At 67.9% G+C, this 15,428-nt stretch carries 16 protein-coding genes and 1 riboswitch; of the genes, 2 read left to right on the forward strand and 14 right to left on the reverse strand.

Going from position 1 to position 15,428, the window contains the following annotated elements; genetic code table 11:
* The first annotated feature begins 25 nt into the window (after positions 1–25).
* Both FZ983_RS21560 and greB read left to right on the forward strand, forming a co-directional pair.
* Complete coding sequence (locus tag FZ983_RS21560; RefSeq protein WP_149225542.1) at positions 26–3,106, forward strand: ribonuclease E/G; 3,081 nt, start codon at positions 26–28, stop codon at positions 3,104–3,106.
* Positions 3,107–3,206: 100 nt separating this feature from the next.
* On the forward strand, positions 3,207–3,758 hold the full coding sequence (greB, locus tag FZ983_RS21565) for a transcription elongation factor GreB (RefSeq protein WP_149225543.1): 552 nt from the start codon (positions 3,207–3,209) through the stop codon (positions 3,756–3,758).
* A 132-nt stretch (positions 3,759–3,890) separates the two neighbouring features.
* On the opposite strand, the gene thiC is transcribed toward greB, so the two are convergent.
* The 14 genes from thiC to rpsP all read right to left on the reverse strand — a co-directional run bounded on the left by thiC (position 3,891) and on the right by rpsP (position 15,378).
* Positions 3,891–5,615 carry a phosphomethylpyrimidine synthase ThiC gene (thiC, locus tag FZ983_RS21570; protein WP_149225544.1) on the reverse strand — a complete coding sequence of 575 codons (1,725 nt, stop codon included), beginning with the start codon at positions 5,613–5,615 and terminating at the stop codon, positions 3,891–3,893.
* Between the two features lie 119 nt (positions 5,616–5,734).
* Positions 5,735–5,868, reverse strand: a riboswitch (TPP riboswitch).
* Positions 5,869–5,948: 80 nt separating this feature from the next.
* A complete protein-coding gene (locus FZ983_RS21575; protein WP_149225545.1) occupies positions 5,949–6,932 on the reverse strand; it encodes a magnesium transporter CorA family protein in 984 nt (327 codons plus the stop codon).
* 42 nt (positions 6,933–6,974) lie between these two features.
* Positions 6,975–7,274, reverse strand: coding sequence for a hypothetical protein (locus tag FZ983_RS21580; RefSeq protein ID WP_149225546.1), 300 nt, complete (start codon positions 7,272–7,274; stop codon positions 6,975–6,977).
* Positions 7,275–7,295: 21 nt separating this feature from the next.
* Positions 7,296–8,195, reverse strand: coding sequence for an acetylglutamate kinase (argB, locus tag FZ983_RS21585; protein ID WP_149225547.1), 900 nt, complete (start codon positions 8,193–8,195; stop codon positions 7,296–7,298).
* Between the two features lie 82 nt (positions 8,196–8,277).
* Positions 8,278–9,573: a cation:proton antiporter gene (locus tag FZ983_RS21590; protein WP_149225548.1), complete on the reverse strand. Its 1,296-nt coding sequence runs from the start codon at positions 9,571–9,573 to the stop codon at positions 8,278–8,280.
* A 15-nt stretch (positions 9,574–9,588) separates the two neighbouring features.
* Positions 9,589–10,272, reverse strand: coding sequence for a ribosome biogenesis GTP-binding protein YihA/YsxC (yihA, locus tag FZ983_RS21595; RefSeq protein ID WP_188092444.1), 684 nt, complete (start codon positions 10,270–10,272; stop codon positions 9,589–9,591).
* Between the two features lie 114 nt (positions 10,273–10,386).
* On the reverse strand, positions 10,387–12,114 hold the full coding sequence (gene yidC / locus FZ983_RS21600) for a membrane protein insertase YidC (RefSeq protein WP_149225549.1): 1,728 nt from the start codon (positions 12,112–12,114) through the stop codon (positions 10,387–10,389).
* 54 nt (positions 12,115–12,168) lie between these two features.
* The gene (yidD, locus tag FZ983_RS21605; protein ID WP_149225550.1) at positions 12,169–12,495 is read right to left on the reverse strand and encodes a membrane protein insertion efficiency factor YidD; all 327 of its coding nucleotides are present in this window, start codon (positions 12,493–12,495) and stop codon (positions 12,169–12,171) included.
* A 15-nt stretch (positions 12,496–12,510) separates the two neighbouring features.
* Positions 12,511–12,897: a ribonuclease P protein component gene (rnpA, locus tag FZ983_RS21610; protein WP_149225551.1), complete on the reverse strand. Its 387-nt coding sequence runs from the start codon at positions 12,895–12,897 to the stop codon at positions 12,511–12,513.
* A gap of 8 nt (positions 12,898–12,905) precedes the next feature.
* The gene (gene rpmH / locus FZ983_RS21615; RefSeq protein ID WP_012973146.1) at positions 12,906–13,040 is read right to left on the reverse strand and encodes a 50S ribosomal protein L34; all 135 of its coding nucleotides are present in this window, start codon (positions 13,038–13,040) and stop codon (positions 12,906–12,908) included.
* A 101-nt stretch (positions 13,041–13,141) separates the two neighbouring features.
* Positions 13,142–13,537, reverse strand: coding sequence for a 50S ribosomal protein L19 (gene rplS / locus FZ983_RS21620; RefSeq protein WP_109150133.1), 396 nt, complete (start codon positions 13,535–13,537; stop codon positions 13,142–13,144).
* Positions 13,538–13,578: 41 nt separating this feature from the next.
* A complete protein-coding gene (gene trmD / locus FZ983_RS21625; RefSeq protein WP_149225552.1) occupies positions 13,579–14,388 on the reverse strand; it encodes a tRNA (guanosine(37)-N1)-methyltransferase TrmD in 810 nt (269 codons plus the stop codon).
* Positions 14,385–14,954 (reverse strand): ribosome maturation factor RimM, encoded by a 570-nt coding sequence (gene rimM, locus FZ983_RS21630; RefSeq protein WP_149225553.1) that lies wholly within the window; start codon positions 14,952–14,954, stop codon positions 14,385–14,387. Before rimM ends, trmD begins: the two co-directional genes overlap by 4 nt.
* Before the next feature lie 67 nt (positions 14,955–15,021).
* Positions 15,022–15,378, reverse strand: a complete 357-nt coding sequence (gene rpsP / locus FZ983_RS21635) for a 30S ribosomal protein S16 (RefSeq protein WP_063633821.1) — start codon at positions 15,376–15,378, stop codon at positions 15,022–15,024.
* Positions 15,379–15,428: the final 50 nt, after the last annotated feature.

The following is a 15,428-nucleotide window of genomic DNA, read 5'->3' on the forward strand; positions in this document are numbered from 1 at the left end:
TGGGTCGCGCCGTTGAGGACCGTATATGGCCAAGCGCATGCTGGTGGACGCCACGCACCCGGAAGAAACCCGGGTCGCCGTGGTCAATGGTAACCGGCTGGAAGAACTCGACTTCGAGATCGCCAGCCGCAAGCAGCTGAAGGGCAACATCTACCTCGCGAAAGTGACGCGGGTGGAGCCTTCGCTCCAGGCGGCCTTCGTGGAATATGGCGGCAACCGCCACGGCTTCCTCGCCTTCTCCGAAATCCACCCCGACTATTACCGCATCCCCGTCGCCGACCGCGAAGCCCTGCTGGCCGAAGAGCGCCGGCTGGAGGAGCAGGCGGAAGCCCGTGCCGAGGCCGCCGCCGACGGCGCCGTGATGGGCGAGCCGATCCGCCCCGAGCAGGTGGTCGAGGAATGGTCGCCGATGCCCTCGCCCATCGCGCCGGAGGCGTCCGACGAGGATGCCGGCGACGAGGACGGTGAGGACGGCGAGGACGAAGGCAATGGCGGCGAGGAGCGGACCGCTCCGACCGAAGCCGCCGCCCAGGACGCCGCCCAGTCCGCCGACGCCCCCGACATGGTCGGCGGCGACGAGGATGAAGAGGTCGAGACCCAGCGCCGCCGCTCGCGCCCGCTGCGCTCCTACAAGATCCAGGAAGTGGTGAAGCGCCGGCAGGTCATGCTGGTGCAGGTGACGAAGGAGGAGCGCGGCAACAAGGGTGCCGCCCTGACCACCTACCTGTCGCTGCCCGGCCGCTACTGCGTCCTGATGCCCAACACCGGCCGTGGCGGCGGGATTTCCCGCAAGATCACCAACCCGGCCGATCGCAAGCGCCTGAAGGAAATCCTGTCGGATCTCGACATTCCCGACGGCATGGCGGTCATCCTGCGCACCGCCGGTCTGGAACGCTCCAAGCCCGAGATCAAGCGCGACCTGGAATATCTGCTGCGCCTGTGGGACGACATCCGCGAACAGACGCTGAAGTCGTCGGCGCCCTGCCTCATCTATGAAGAGGCCAACCTGATCAAGCGGTCGATCCGCGATCTGTACTCCAACGACATCGACGAGATCTGGGTCGAGGGCGAGGCCGGCTTCCGCACGGCGCGCGAGTTCATGGACATGCTGATGCCGGGCCATTCCCAGCGCGTCCAGCTGTACCGCGACAGCCAGATCCCGCTGTTCCACCGCTATCAGGTGGAAACCCAGATCGACGCCATCCACAGCCCGGTGGTGCAGTTGCGCTCCGGCGGATACATCGTCATCAACCCGACCGAGGCGCTGGTCTCCATCGACGTCAACTCCGGCAAGTCGACCCGCGAGCGCAACATCGAGGAAACCGCCTACAAGACCAACCTGGAGGCCGCCGACGAGGTGGCGCGCCAGCTGCGTCTGCGCGATCTGGCCGGCCTGATCGTCATCGACTTCATCGACATGGAGGAGCCGCGGAACAACGCCGCCGTCGAGCGCCGCATGAAGGAGGCGATGAAGAACGACCGGGCGCGCATCCAGCTCGGCCGCATCTCCGCCTTCGGCCTTCTGGAGTTGTCGCGCCAGCGTCTGCGCCCGTCGCTGCTGGAGACCAACTTTGAGCGCTGCCCGCACTGCTCGGGCACCGGCGTCGTCCGTTCGGTCGAATCCGCCTCGCTGCACGTCCTGCGTGCCATCGAGGAAGAGGGCATCCGCAAGCGGTCGGCGGAGATCACCATCTACGTCCCAACCTCCATCGCGCTCTACATCCTCAACCAGAAGCGCGGTGAGCTGGCCAAGATCGAGGAGCGTCACAGCTTCCACGTCATGGTCCAGGCCGACGACGGCCTGATCGCCCCGGACCACCGTCTGGAGCGCAACAAGGCCCGCCTGCCCGACGAAGACGGTCCGCTGGTCAGCGCAGACCGCGTCATGGCCGAGACCGATCGTGCGCTCGCCGCCGAGCCGGTCGTCGAGCCGGTCGAGGAGGAGGCCGAGGTCGAGACCGCCCAGGCCGAGGAAGCCGGCGAGCGCGCCGAGGCCAACGGCACCAATGGCGAAGGCAATGGCGAGGATCGCCGCCGCCGCCGCCGCCGCCGCCGTGGCCGGGGCCGTGACCGCGAGGAAGGCCGCGTCGAAGGCGACACCGCCGGTACGGGCGAAGACGCCGAGGAGTCCGACGAGACGGGCGACGAGGCCGCCGAGACCAGCCTGCCGGTTGCCGCCGAGGCGATCCCCGGCGCTGCCATCTCCGAGCCGGCCGAAGACGACGACTCGGATGAGGACGAGGGCGACGGAGAGGGCGAGGGCGACGAGGAGACCGGCGCCGACGCCGGCGATCGCAACGGCGATGGCCGCAAGAAGCGTCGCCGCGGCAAGCGCGGTGGTCGCCGCCGGTCCCGCCGCGAAGGTGCGGAAGGGCTGGAGGGCGGCGAGGAGACCGCTGCCGATCAGTCGCCTGCCGCTCCGGCCGAAGCCGCTCCTGTCCAGGCGCCCGCACAGTCTCCCGCCGAGGCGTCCGACCTCGACTGGATCCTGGCCGGCGAGAGCGCTCCGGCACACGTCGCGGAAGAGGCTCCGGTTCCGGTGCCTGCGACCGAGCCGCCGGTGACCGCTCCGGCCCCGGCCGAAGCAGCCGCCGAGAAGGCTCCGGCCAAGAAGGCGTCCCGCAAGCGCAAGGCTGCCGCCGAAGCCCCGGTCGAGGCCGCTCCGGCGGTCGCCGAAGCGCCGGCCAAGAAGGCGTCCCGCAAGCGCAAGGCCGCTGCCGAAGCTCCGGCCGAAGCCGCTCCGGTGGTTGCCGAAGCACCGGCCAAGAAGGCGTCGCGCAAGCGCAAGGTTGTTGCCGAGGCTCCGGTGGAGGTCGCTCCCGCTGCCGCGCCTGCCGTCGCCGAAGCGCCGGCCAAGGGCCGCAAGCGCAAGGCCGCCGCTGCGGAAGCCCCGGCTGAGGTCGCGACAGACACGGCTCCGGCCAAAAAGGCGTCGCGCAAGCGCAAGGCCGCTGCCGAAGCTCCGGCCGAAGCCGCACCCGCCGCCGCTCCAGCAGCGCCCGAGCAGGCTCCGGCCGCCGCTTCGGAGCCTGCTGCGGCTCCTGCTGCGGCCGGCGACAACGGCGATGCCTCCGCCAAGCCGCGTCGCGGCTGGTGGAAGCGGTAAGCCGAACGGCCCATCAGGACCTCTGGAAATGGAAAAGGCGCCGCGAGGCGCCTTTTCCTTTTCCCGGACGTTATCTTTCCGCCACAGGACAGGTCGGACCATGAGCAAGGCCTTCACCCGCGAGAACGACACGCCTGACGACGACGATCTCGACGATCCGGCACCGCTTCCGCAGGGCTTCAAGAACTACATGACGCCGCCCGGCTTCCAGCGCATGCAGGAGGAACTGCGCCACCTGCTGCGGGTGGAGCGGCCGAAGGTGGTGGAGGTGGTGTCCTGGGCCGCCGGCAACGGCGACCGGTCCGAGAACGGCGATTATCTCTATGGCAAGAAACGCCTGCGCGAGATCGACCGCCGCATCCGCTTCCTGAACAAGCGGTTGGAATCGGCGGTGGTGGTCAATCCACAGGACCAGAAGAACCGCGAACAGGTCTTCTTCGGAGCCACCGTCACCTATGCCCGTGAGGACGGGTCGGAGAATACCATCACCATCGTCGGCGCCGACGAGGTCGATCCCGACCGCGGCCATGTCAGCTGGATCTCCCCCATCGCCCGCGCGCTGCTTAAGGCGCGGGAGGGCGACCTGGTGGACGTGCGCACACCGGCCGGGATGGAACAGGTGGAGGTGCTGGAGATCAGGTACGCGGGGTGAGTGGGGGCGTTAGACCCCCACCTAACCTCCCCCGCTGAGCGGGGGAGGGACTGCCGCTGCACGCCAACAAAGGTCCAATTTCCTCCCCCGCCCAGCGGGGGAGGATCAAGGTGGGGGTCTAACTTCCCACATTCACCCCGCCGGCTGATAAATCTCCCCGCCCGACTCGCGGAACTTCTGCGACATCTCGGCCATCCCGGACTCCGCGACATCGCGGATTTCCTGCGTGATCTTCATCGAACAGAATTTCGGCCCGCACATTGAACAGAAATGCGCGGTCTTCGCTCCCTCCGCCGGCAAGGTCTCGTCGTGGTAGGCCATCGCCGTCTCGGGGTCGAGCGACAGGGCGAACTGGTCGCGCCAGCGGAAGGAGAAGCGGGCGCGCGACATGGCGTCGTCGCGCAGTCGCGCCGCCGGGTGGCCCTTGGCGAGGTCGGCGGCATGGGCGGCGATCTTGTAGGCGATGACGCCGGCCTTCACGTCGTCGCGGTCGGGCAGACCCAGATGCTCCTTCGGCGTGACGTAGCAGAGCATCGCCGTGCCGAACCAGCCGATCATCGCCGCGCCGATGGCGCTGGTGATGTGGTCGTAGCCCGGTGCGATGTCGGTCACCAGCGGCCCCAAGGTGTAGAAGGGCGCCTCACCGCACAGGGCCAGCTGCTTTTCGACATTGTGCTTGATCTTGTGCATGGGCACATGTCCCGGTCCCTCGATCATCACCTGCACGTCTCGCGCCCAGGCGATCTTCGTTAGCTCGCCCAGCGTCTCCAACTCGGCGAACTGGGCGGCGTCGTTGGCGTCGGCCTGGCTGCCCGGCCGCAACCCGTCGCCCATCGACAGCGCCACGTCATAGGCGCGGCAGATCTCGACGATGTCGGCAAAATGGTCGTAGAGGAAATTCTCGCGGTGATGCGCCAGGCACCATTTGGCGATGATCGAGCCGCCGCGCGAAACGATGCCGGTCACCCGCTTGGCCGTCAGCGGGATATGGGCCAGCCGCAGGCCGGCATGGATGGTGAAGTAATCGACGCCCTGCTCCGCCTGTTCGATCAACGTGTCGCGGAACAGTTCCCAGGTCAGGTCCTCGGCGCTGCCCTTCACCTTCTCCAGCGCCTGATAGATCGGCACCGTGCCGATGGGAACCGGGGAGTTGCGCAGGATCCATTCGCGGGTCTGGTGGATGTCGTCGCCGGTGGACAGGTCCATCACCGTGTCCGCTCCCCAGCGGATCGCCCAGACCATCTTCTCCACCTCCTCCTCGATCGAGGAAGTCACGGCGGAGTTGCCGATGTTGGCGTTGATCTTGGTCAGGAAGTTCCGGCCGATGATCATCGGCTCCGACTCGGGATGGTTGACGTTGGAGGGGATGATCGCCCGCCCGCGCGCCACCTCGTCGCGGACGAACTCCGGGGTGATGAAGTCGGGAATCCCGGCCCCGAAATCCTCGCCGTCGCGGACTGATTCCAGCGCCGCAGCGCGGCCGATATTCTCGCGGACGGCGATGTATTCCATCTCGGCGGTGACGATGCCGGCGCGGGCATAGGCCATCTGCGTGACGGCCCCGCCACCTTTGGCGCGCAGCACGCCGCTGTCGGTGGTCTCCACATCGCCGCGGGCCAGGATCCAGTCGCGGCGGTGCTTGGCCAGCCCGGCCCGCACATCGATCGCCACGGCCTCGTCGGTGTAGGGTCCAGAGGCGTCATAGACGGTCAGCGGCGGCTCGCCGCCCGACAGTGCGATCTCGCGCATGGCAACCCGCAGGTCGGGAAAACGCGTGCCCGGCACATGGATTTTCCGCGACGACGGCAGCGGGCCGGTCGAAATGCGGATGGCGGATTCGTTGAAGTCCTTAGGCATTGGGTTTCTCCGTCGGAGTTGGGCGGACAAACCCGGGACTGCGGACGGAGGTGCGGTGTCTTCGTGCGGGCCGTTTCCCCATATGGCGGGCGTCGCTACGGCCGGACAGGGCCTTTGCGGCCCGTCACGAGGTCCCTCCCTTCGCCGGTATGACCCGGATCAGGTTCGAAGGGTCACCACGCTGCCGGAGACGCTTGGCGCCGTCCGGCCGTTGGTATCTCAGCCCCCTGTCGGGACCCCCCTGGAATGCGCCCATCCTGCCGGGACGGACGGCCCCCTGTCAAAAGGAAAGAACCGCGGACGATCCGCAAGCCGTACTGTATGGATGCCGCGTCACATCCAGCGCTTCAGACGGACATAGATCATCGGCAGCAGCGCCGACAGCAGCATCAGCCCCAGGGCGCTGGGATAGCCGAAAAGCGAGTCGGTCCCCGGCATCTCTTCGAAGTTCATGCCGCCGATGCTGGCGACCAGGGTCGGCGGGAACAGCAGGACGGTCAGGACCGAGACGATCTTGACGATCTCGTTCTGCTCCACATTGATCTGGCCCAGCGCCGTGTCCAGCGCCAACGCGACCTTGCCGGCCAGGAAACGGGCATACTGGTCGAGCCCGCGCAAATCCTGCAGCGTCGTCTTGGCCCAGCGCCTCGTCGCCTTGCCGGAGTTCCAGCCGTCGCCGCGCGCCAGGAAATCGGTCATGCGGGTGAGGCTCGCCAGACTGACCCGCGCCTTGCCGATCAGATGCCCGGCATGGCCGATGCGCTTCAGCGTCTGGGCATCGTCCAGCGTTTCGCCACGCGAGCGCAGCTTGCGCCCGCGGAAGAAGCGGCGGTTCAGCACGTCCAACTCCACCCCGGTCCGCCGCAAAACGGCGGAGGTGCGGTCGACCATCCCGTCCACCAGCGCCGCCAGAACCAGCTCGCCACGGGATGCGGAAACCTTCCCATGGGTGGCGCGGCGGCGGAAGGCCAGCAAGGCCTGCGGATCGATGTCGTGGATGGTGACCAGCCGGCGCCCGGCCAGCACGAAGCTGACGGTGGCGATTCGCGGCTCGTCGGTGTCGGCCCAGACCAGGGCGGTGACGGTCATGGTCAGGGCGCCACCGGCCACGCGCAGGCGGCTCGACTCCTCGATCTCCGCCATCTGCTCGCGGGTGGGCAGGCTGGTACCGATCAGCGTTTCCGCCCGCGCCAAGTCCTCGGCGGTCGGGTTGATCAGGTCCAGCCAGACGGTGGCATCGGGCAGCGGCCCTGCCTCGTCCGCGGCCTCCCTGGCCCAGCGCAGCAGACCGCCGTCATTGACGAAGACATGCAGCAAGGCTGTGCTCCTTGCGTGGGTTCGAGACGGCGGGTGGAGCGCCTACGTCATCCGGCCGCCGCGTCTCGGCTTCTCGGGCGGTTTAACCGGCGGGGGCGCCTTCGCCTCGGTGTCGAGGTCCAGCGTCTCCCCCTCCGCCTTCAGCGCCTGTTCCAGCTTGCGGCGGAAAGCACCGCCATCCCGCTTGGCATCCAGGAAATGGCCGACCGCCTCCTTGGCGGCGTCGCTGTCGTAGGGGACCTTGCCCAACGCCGCCAACTTGGCGCGCTCCACCAGCTTCGGGTCCATCCGGTCGCGGATGGCCTTCATCTGGCGGAGCAGGTCCTTGCGCAGGTCGGACATCGGGTCCCCCCTATTGCCGCGTCAGGCCTTGCCGATCAGGGTGCCGGCGCCGCCTTCGGTGAAGATCTCCAGCAGCAGCGCATGCGGCACGCGGCCATCCAGGATAACAGCGGCATCGACGCCCTGCTCCACCGCGCCGATGCAGGTTTCGATCTTGGGGATCATGCCGCCGGACGCGGTGCCATCGGCGATGGCCTTGTGGGCATCCTGCAGCGACATCTTCTCGATCAGCTTCTTGTCCTTGTCGAGGACACCGGCGACGTCCGTCAGAAGGAAGAAGCGCGCCGCCTTCACCGCCGCCGCGACCGCACCGGCCGCCGTGTCGGCGTTGATGTTGTAGGTGTCGCCATTCACGTCGAAGCCGACCGGTGCGATCACCGGGATGATGTCCGACTGCGCCAGGGCATGCAGAATCTCCGGGTTGACCTTGTACGGCTCGCCGACGAAGCCGAGGTCCAGCACCCGCTCGATGTTGCTGTCGGGATCGCGCTGAACGCGTTCCAGACGGCGGGCGGTGATCAGGTTGCTGTCCTTGCCCGACAGGCCGACGGCACGGCCACCGGCACTGTTGATGGCGGCGACGATCTGCTTGTTGATGGAGCCGGCCAGCACCATCTCGACCACCTCGACCGTCTCCTTGTCGGTGACGCGCAGGCCGTCGATGAAGCTGGACTTGATCTTCAGACGCTCCAGCATCTGGCCGATCTGCGGCCCGCCGCCGTGGACGACCACCGGGTTGATGCCGACCTGCTTCAGCAGGACGATGTCGCGCGCGAACAGCTCCGCCAGGCTGGCGTCGCCCATGGCGTGGCCGCCGTACTTGATGACGAAGGTGCTCCCGGCATAGCGTCGCATGTAGGGCAGCGCTTCGGACAGGGTACGGGCCTTGGCGAGCCACTCGTCACGGGTGGGAGTCTGCACGGGAGGATGCCCTTTGTCGGGGTGGACGGTCGGGCTTCTTTAACGGAAAGGCCGGCCGGTTGCCTAGGGGTCAATTTAACGGTCACATACCCCCGTGCCGGCCGCCTGCGGCCTCGGCCGCTGCGGCGCCGGCCGGGCGCCACCATCCGGCCAGCCGGGTCATCGGCTGGGTCAGCGCGGTCACCGCCACCGCCATCAGCACCATCGCCGAGAAGCAGGCGCCGGACAGCACCCCCGCTTCCAGCAGGACGGTCAGCACGATCACCTCCATCAGGCCCTTGCAAGGCATCAGCGTGCCCAGCCGGAGGGCGTCCGGCCAACTCTCCCCGGTCAGGCGCGCGGGCAAGGTCGTGCCGGCCATCTTGCCGGCGAGCGTCACCAGGGTCGCAAGCGCGAAGACCGTCCACTGCGCCGGATCGTCCAGCGTCAGGTTCACCTTCAGCCCGGTCAGCGTGAAGAAGAAGGGCAGCAGGATCAGGGTGGAGAAATGCTCCAGCCGGTCGAGGATCGCGGCGGCGTAGCGGCGCGGCATGGCGGTTCCGGCGACGAAGGCGCCCAGGATGTAATGCAGCCCGATCAGCTCGGTCACTGCGGCCGAGGACAGCAATGCCGCGCAGGTCACCACCACCGCGGTGTCCCCCATCCGTCCATCAGGCGCCACCCGCTCCAGCAGGCGGTCCAGCAGCGGACGCACGACCAGGACGGTCACCCCGACATAGGCGAATCCCAGCATTCCCACCCAGGCGACCGCCCAGCCGCCACCCGCCGACGCACCATCCGCCGAGGCCCAGGCCAGCACGGCGGTGATCAGCAGCCACAGCAGCGCATCGTTCACCGCCGCATAGCCCAGCGCCAGCCGACCGACCCGATCTCCCAGCAAACCCATCTCGCGCAGGATGGCACCCAGCACCGGCAAGGCGGTGACGCCGACGCAGATGCCGAAACCGGCGGCGAACAGGCCCGGCGTGGCATGCGGACCCGTCATGACGGGAAAGGCGCCGGCCAGCCACCAACCCAGCGCCCCGCCCATCAGCGTCGGCACGATCATGCTGGACAGCGCCACCGTGGCGAAGGCGCCGCCCCGCCCGCGGAAATCGGCAGGGTCGAGGTGCAGCCCGGTCAGGAAGGCGAAAAAGACGACGGCCATCAGCGCAAGGCCCGACAGCGGCGCCAGGGCGGCCGGCGCGAACAGCACGCCCCACAGGTCCGGCACCAGCTGGCCAAGCAGCGACGGCCCCAGCGCCACGCCGAACAGGATCTGGATCACCACCATCGGCGCGACGTGGCGCCCGCCGCCGAGCCGCCACAGCAGGAACGGCCCGGCGATCAGCAGCAGGGCCTGCATCAGGAACAGCAGCGCGGGGGAGAGGCCACCCATCGCCGTCTCTCCGCGCTATTCGGCGGCCAGAGCGAGCGCCGCGAGGCTGGCGCGCAGTTCCGCGATGCCGGTGCCCTTCTCCGAACTGGTGACGTGGATGTCGGGGAAGGCGGCGGGGTGCTTCTTCAGCCCCGCCTGGGTGTCGCGGCGGATCTTGTCCAACTCCGCCGGCTTCACCTTGTCCGCCTTGGTCAGCACGACGACATAGGGCACCGCAGTGCGGTCCAGCATCTCCATGATCTCGTGGTCGTTGGGTTTCAGCCCATGGCGCGAATCGATCAGCACCAGCGCGCGCCGCAACGTCACCCGCCCGCGCAGGAAGCGGCGGACCATGTCGTTCCACGCCTCCACCTTCTCCTTCGATTCCTTGGCATAGCCGTAACCGGGCATGTCCACCAGCTTCAGCCGGTTGCCGAGGTTGAAGAAGTTGAGCTGCTGCGTGCGCCCCGGCGTGTTGGAGGTGCGGGCCAGGGTCTTGCGCCCGGTCAGCGCGTTCACCAGGCTCGACTTGCCGACATTCGACCGGCCGGCGAAGGCGACCTCCGGCAGATCGGCCTCCGGCAGCTGGTTCAGCGCGTTGGCGCCCCAGACGAAGTCGCACTCCTTGGCGAACAGCAGCCGCCCGGCCTCCAGCGCGGCCTCGTCGAAGCCGGCAACGATGCTGGGGGTGTTGGGGGTCGGCGTGTCGGGGGTGGTCATGGCGGGCGCTTTCGTTGGTACGGGCTCAAAAACATACCGCCGGCAAAGTCCCGTCAAGGGTCTTTGCCGGCGGCAGGTCTCAGACGATGGGCAGAGGGGACGAAGATCCGATGATCAGACCTTCACGCCCATGCGACGCATGATGGTCCACTGCTGGGCGACCGACAGCAGGTTGTTCCAGGCCCAGTAGATCACCAGACCGGCCGGGAAGCCGGCAAGCATGAAGGTGAAGACGATGGGCAGGAACTGGAACACCTTCTGCTGGATCGGGTCCGGCGGGGCCGGGTTCATCTTCTGCTGCAGCCACATGGTGACGCCCATGATCAGCGGCCAGGCACCGAGATGCAGCATGGCGGGAGGATCCCAAGGGATCAGGCCGAACAGGTTGAAGATGGTCGTCGGATCGGGCGAGGACAGGTCGTGGATCCAGCCGAAGAAGGGCGCGTGCCGCATCTCGATGGTCACGAACAGAACCTTGTAGAGCGCGAAGAACACCGGGATCTGGATCAGGATCGGCAGACAGCCCGACACAGGCGAGACCTTCTCCCGCTTGTACATGGCCATCAGTTCCTGGTTCATGCGCGCCTGATCGTCGCTGAACTTCTCGCGCAGCTCCTGCATCTTCGGCTGCAGGGCCTTCATCTTGCTCATCGCCTGATAGGACTTGTTGGCGAGCGGGAAGAAGACGGCCTTGACGCAGACGGTCAGCAGCAGGATGGCGAGGCCGAAGTTGCCCAGCACCTGCCCGAAGAAATCGAGCGCGTAGAAGAAGGGCTTGGTCAGGAAGTAGAACCAGCCGAAGTCGATCGCGAGGTCGAAATTCTTGATGTTCAGCTTTTCGGAATAGGCGTCCAGCAGCTTCACCTGCTTGGCGCCGGCGAACAGGCGGCCGGTGGTCTCGGCCGAGGCGCCGGGGGCCACGGTGACCGCATCGCCCATGAAGTCGGCCTGATAGCGGTCGGCATTGGCGACGGTGCTGTGGACGAAGCGCGCGGTGACCTTCTGCGCCGGGTCGGGGATGACCGACACCAGCCAGTACTTGTCGGTGATGCCGAGCCAGCCGCCGGTGGTCTCGATCGGCTCGGTGCCCTTCTTGCGCAGGTCGTCGTAGGACCGCTCGGTCAGCGTGCCGTTGAAGACGCCCAGCGGGCCTTCATGCAGGATGTAGTAGCCGGAGGTCTGCGGCGTGCCGGTGCGCGACACCAGGCTGTAGGGCAGCAGCGTGACCGGGTTGGCGCCGGTGTTGCGGACCGTCTGCGTCACCGTGAACATGAAGTCGGGATCCACGGCGATCTTGCGCTCGAACACCAGGCCCTGGCCGTTGTCCCAGGTCAGGGTCAGCGGCTTTTCGGGGGTCAGCGCGGTGCCGTCGGCGGTCCAGCGGGTCGTCGCGGTCGGAGCGGCGATGCCGGCGCCCTGCGGGACCCAGCCGAACTCGGCGTAATAGGCTGCGGGCGTGCCGGCCGGGGCCAGCAGCACGATCTCCGGGCTCTTGGGGTCCGGGGTCTCGTGGTACTGGGCCAGCGTCAGGTCGTCGATGCGGCCGCCAACGAGGTTGACGGAGCCGTGCAGGGCCGGCGTGTCGATCTTCACGCGGGTGCCGGCCGCCAGCTGCTCGGCGAGCAGGACGGGGCGCTCCTTCGCGACCTCAGCCATGGCGGGGGGCTGCTGGGCGGGCACGCCGGGGGCCGGCACCGGCACTGACTGCTCCGTCTGGGCGGCCTGCTGGGCGGCGAGTTGCTTCTGCTGCTCCACCCGCGGCTTTTCGTAGAAATACTGGAAGCCCAGAAGGATGGCGATCGACAGGGCAATCGCGATGATGAGGTTGCGTTGGTCGGTCATGGCGTCCCGGTTGCCGTGGGGCCTTTGAAGAAGGTCGGCGTGTGCGCGGCCTTGTTACGGGTTTTCGCCGGGCTGGGCAACCGCCGCATGCCCTTTTTCCGGCAAGCCGCAGCGATGGGGCGGCGACGCCCCCGGCGGCAGGGGATCGGGCACGGGATCCCAGCCGGACCCGCCCCAGGGATGGCAACGCCCAAGCCGGCGCAACGTCAGCCATCCCCCCCGGATGGCGCCGTGCTTTTCCAGCGATTCGATGGCGTAGCAGGAGCAGGTCGGCTGGAAACGGCAATGCCAGCCCACGAAGGGCGACAAGGTCCAGCGATAGAGATAGACGAGCGCGCGGAGAAGATGCGCGAGTGGGCTGAGGCCGGCGATGCGAAACATGACGTCGCGGGCCCCCTACCCTTCCGCCTCGCGCCACAGGCCGAGGCGTTTCAGCCCGGCCGTCAGGTCGCCGAGCAGGTCGGTCCACGTCCGCTCGGCCGTGTCGCCGCGCGCGACCAGGACGAAGTCGTGGCCCGGTGCGGCGTGGATGGGCAGTATCTGCCGCGCGGCCTCACGCAAACGGCGGCGGGCGCGATTGCGCACCACCGCGTTGCCGACCTTGCGGCTCGCCGTCAGTCCGAGACGGATCGGCGGACCGCCATCGGCGGGCCGCTGCTTGTCGTCGTGCCGGCGCACCTGGAGGATCAGGCCGGGAGCCACATGCTTGCGCCGTGTCCCGGCCACGGCCAGAAATTCCGGCCGCCGCATCAGGCGCCCGACCTTGTGGTCCGGCGCCGCCATCGCGGGGATCAGGCGCTCAGAACCTTGCGGCCGCGGGCGCGGCGACGGGCGATGACCTTGCGGCCGCCGACGGTTGCCATACGGGCGCGGAAGCCATGGCGACGCTTACGCACGATTTTGGAGGGCTGGAACGTGCGCTTCATGGCGCCTACTCCTTAAGCTTTGCTGATGGTGACGGGACGAAGACGCCCAGCCGCATGGCCGGGCGCCGAACCTATGAACCTGGAACGAACCGGAAGGCGCCTTACTCGGCAGCCCGGCGGCCGTTGACCATGCCGCGGCCGGTGGTGCGCTCGGCGATGCGGGCGGCCTTACCGCGCAGATCGCGCAGATAGTACAGCTTGGCGCGACGAACGGCGCCCTTGCGGACCAGCTCGATCGAGTCGATGCGCGGGGAGTACAGCGGGAACACGCGCTCCACGCCCTCGCCGTAGCTGATCTTGCGAACGGTGAAGGAGCTGTTCACGCCGGCGTTCTTGCGGGCGATGACGACGCCCTCATAGGCCTGGACGCGCTCGCGCGTGCCTTCGACGACCTTCACGTTCACGCGGACGGTATCGCCCGAGGAGAACTCCGGGATCGTCTTGCCGCCGAGGGCCTTCTCGATCTGCTCCTGCTCGAGCTGCTGCAACAGGTTCATAGCACTACCCCTTTTCTATCGGCGCGCCTCGCGGCGGACCGTCACTCCGGTTTCGGGTCGCGCCGGCGAGCCTGCCGCCGACCCTTGTTCGTAACAGTTACTGCCGGGCGGTTCGCCTGGTAGAGCGACCACAGGTCCGGCCGTCGGGCCTCCGTGATCTTCTCCGCCTCGGCCAGCCGCCAGGCCTTGACCTTTCCGTGGTGACCGGAGAGCAGAACCTCCGGCACCGCGCGCTCCACACCCTGTTCGTCGGTCCAGACCGCCGGCCGGGTGTAGTGGGGGTATTCGAGCAACCCCCGTTCGAAACTCTCTTCCCCCGCCGTCTCCACGTTGCCCATGACGCCGGGGAGCAAGCGCACCACGGCATCCATCAGGCTCAGAGCGGCGAGTTCCCCGCCGGACAGCACGAAATCCCCGAGGCTGACCTCTTCGAGGCCGTGCGCATCGAGGACCCGCTGGTCCACCCCTTCGTACCGGCCGCAGAGCAGCGTCACCACCGGAGTGGCGGCAAGCTCCTTGACCAGTTCCTGGTTCAGCACCCGTCCGCGAGGCGACAGATAGATCGCCCGGCCGCGTCCCGGTGCCCCCACAGGTCCCGCCGTCGCGGTCAAAGCCGCGTCCAGCACGTCGGGCCGCATGACCATGCCGGCCCCTCCGCCGAAGGGGGTGTCGTCGACGGAGCGGTGTTTATCGCGCGCGAACGAGCGAATGTCCACCGATTCCAGCGCCCAGACTCCATTTTCCAACGCCTTGCCGGCCAGCGAATGGCCGAGCGGCCCCGGAAACATTTCCGGGAACAGCGTCAGAACCTTGGCGGTCCAGACCCGCGGGCCTTCGGCGCCGTGATTCACGGCGCCCCGCTCCCGCTTTCGTCTTCACCCCCATCCTCCGCCTCGTCCTCGGAACCCTCGCGGGCTTCGATCACGGCCGGAAGATCGACGACGATGCGTCCGCCCCGGACATCCACCACCGGCACGCAGGCCTTGGAGAAGGGAAGCATTTCCAGCGCCCCGCCGGCGGTCCGGACTTCGAGCACGTCTCCGGCTCCAAAATCGTAGATCGCCTTCACCGTGCCGTAGAGGCTTCCGTCGGCGAGTTCCGCACGCAAGCCGATCAGGTCGGCGTGGTAGAATTCGTCCTCGTCTTCCGTCGACGGCAGGGCGTCGCGGTCCACGTAGAGCCGCACACCGGCCAGCGCCTGCGCCTGTTCCCGGCTCGTCACCCCGTCGACCTTGGCCAGGAAGTTGTCCTTGACCATGCCTTGGAGCGTCACCGAGAAGCGGCGGGCGCCGGCTTCGTCCGACAGCGGGCCATAGGCCATGATGTCGGCGGGTTCGGCGGTGAAGCTGCGCAGCTTCACCAGCCCCCGCACGCCGTGCGATCCCGCGAACTGGCCGACACAGATCTTGGCGGTCATCGTAGGAGCACCCGGCACGTCGTCACGACCTCAACCCTGCGGGCCAAGCGGCCCACCCTCACCTTTATCAGCCCTCGGCGGCAGCCGCGGCGGCGGCGGCCTCGGCCTTCAGACGCTCCTGCGCCTTGGCCTTCGGAGCCGACTTCTTCGGGGTCTCGCGGACGGCGGGCTTCTCGACCAGGCCGGCATTGGCCAGGAAGTGCACCACGCGGTCCGTCGGCTGGGCGCCGACCGACAGCCAATGCTTGGCGCGCTCGGCGTTCAGGATGATGCGCTGCTCGTGCTCGCGCGGCAGCATCGGGTTGTAGGTGCCGATCTTCTCGATGAAGCGGCCGTCACGCGGGCTACGGGCGTCCGCGATGACGATCGAGTAGAACGGACGCTTCTTCGCACCACCGCGAGCCAGACGAATCTTCAGAGCCATTGGTCGAAACTTTCTCTTCTCAAGTCAAACAGGTATCAGGTGATTTCGAA

The organism is Azospirillum sp. B21, from assembly GCF_008364825.1.
Classification (GTDB): Bacteria; Pseudomonadota; Alphaproteobacteria; order Azospirillales; family Azospirillaceae; genus Azospirillum.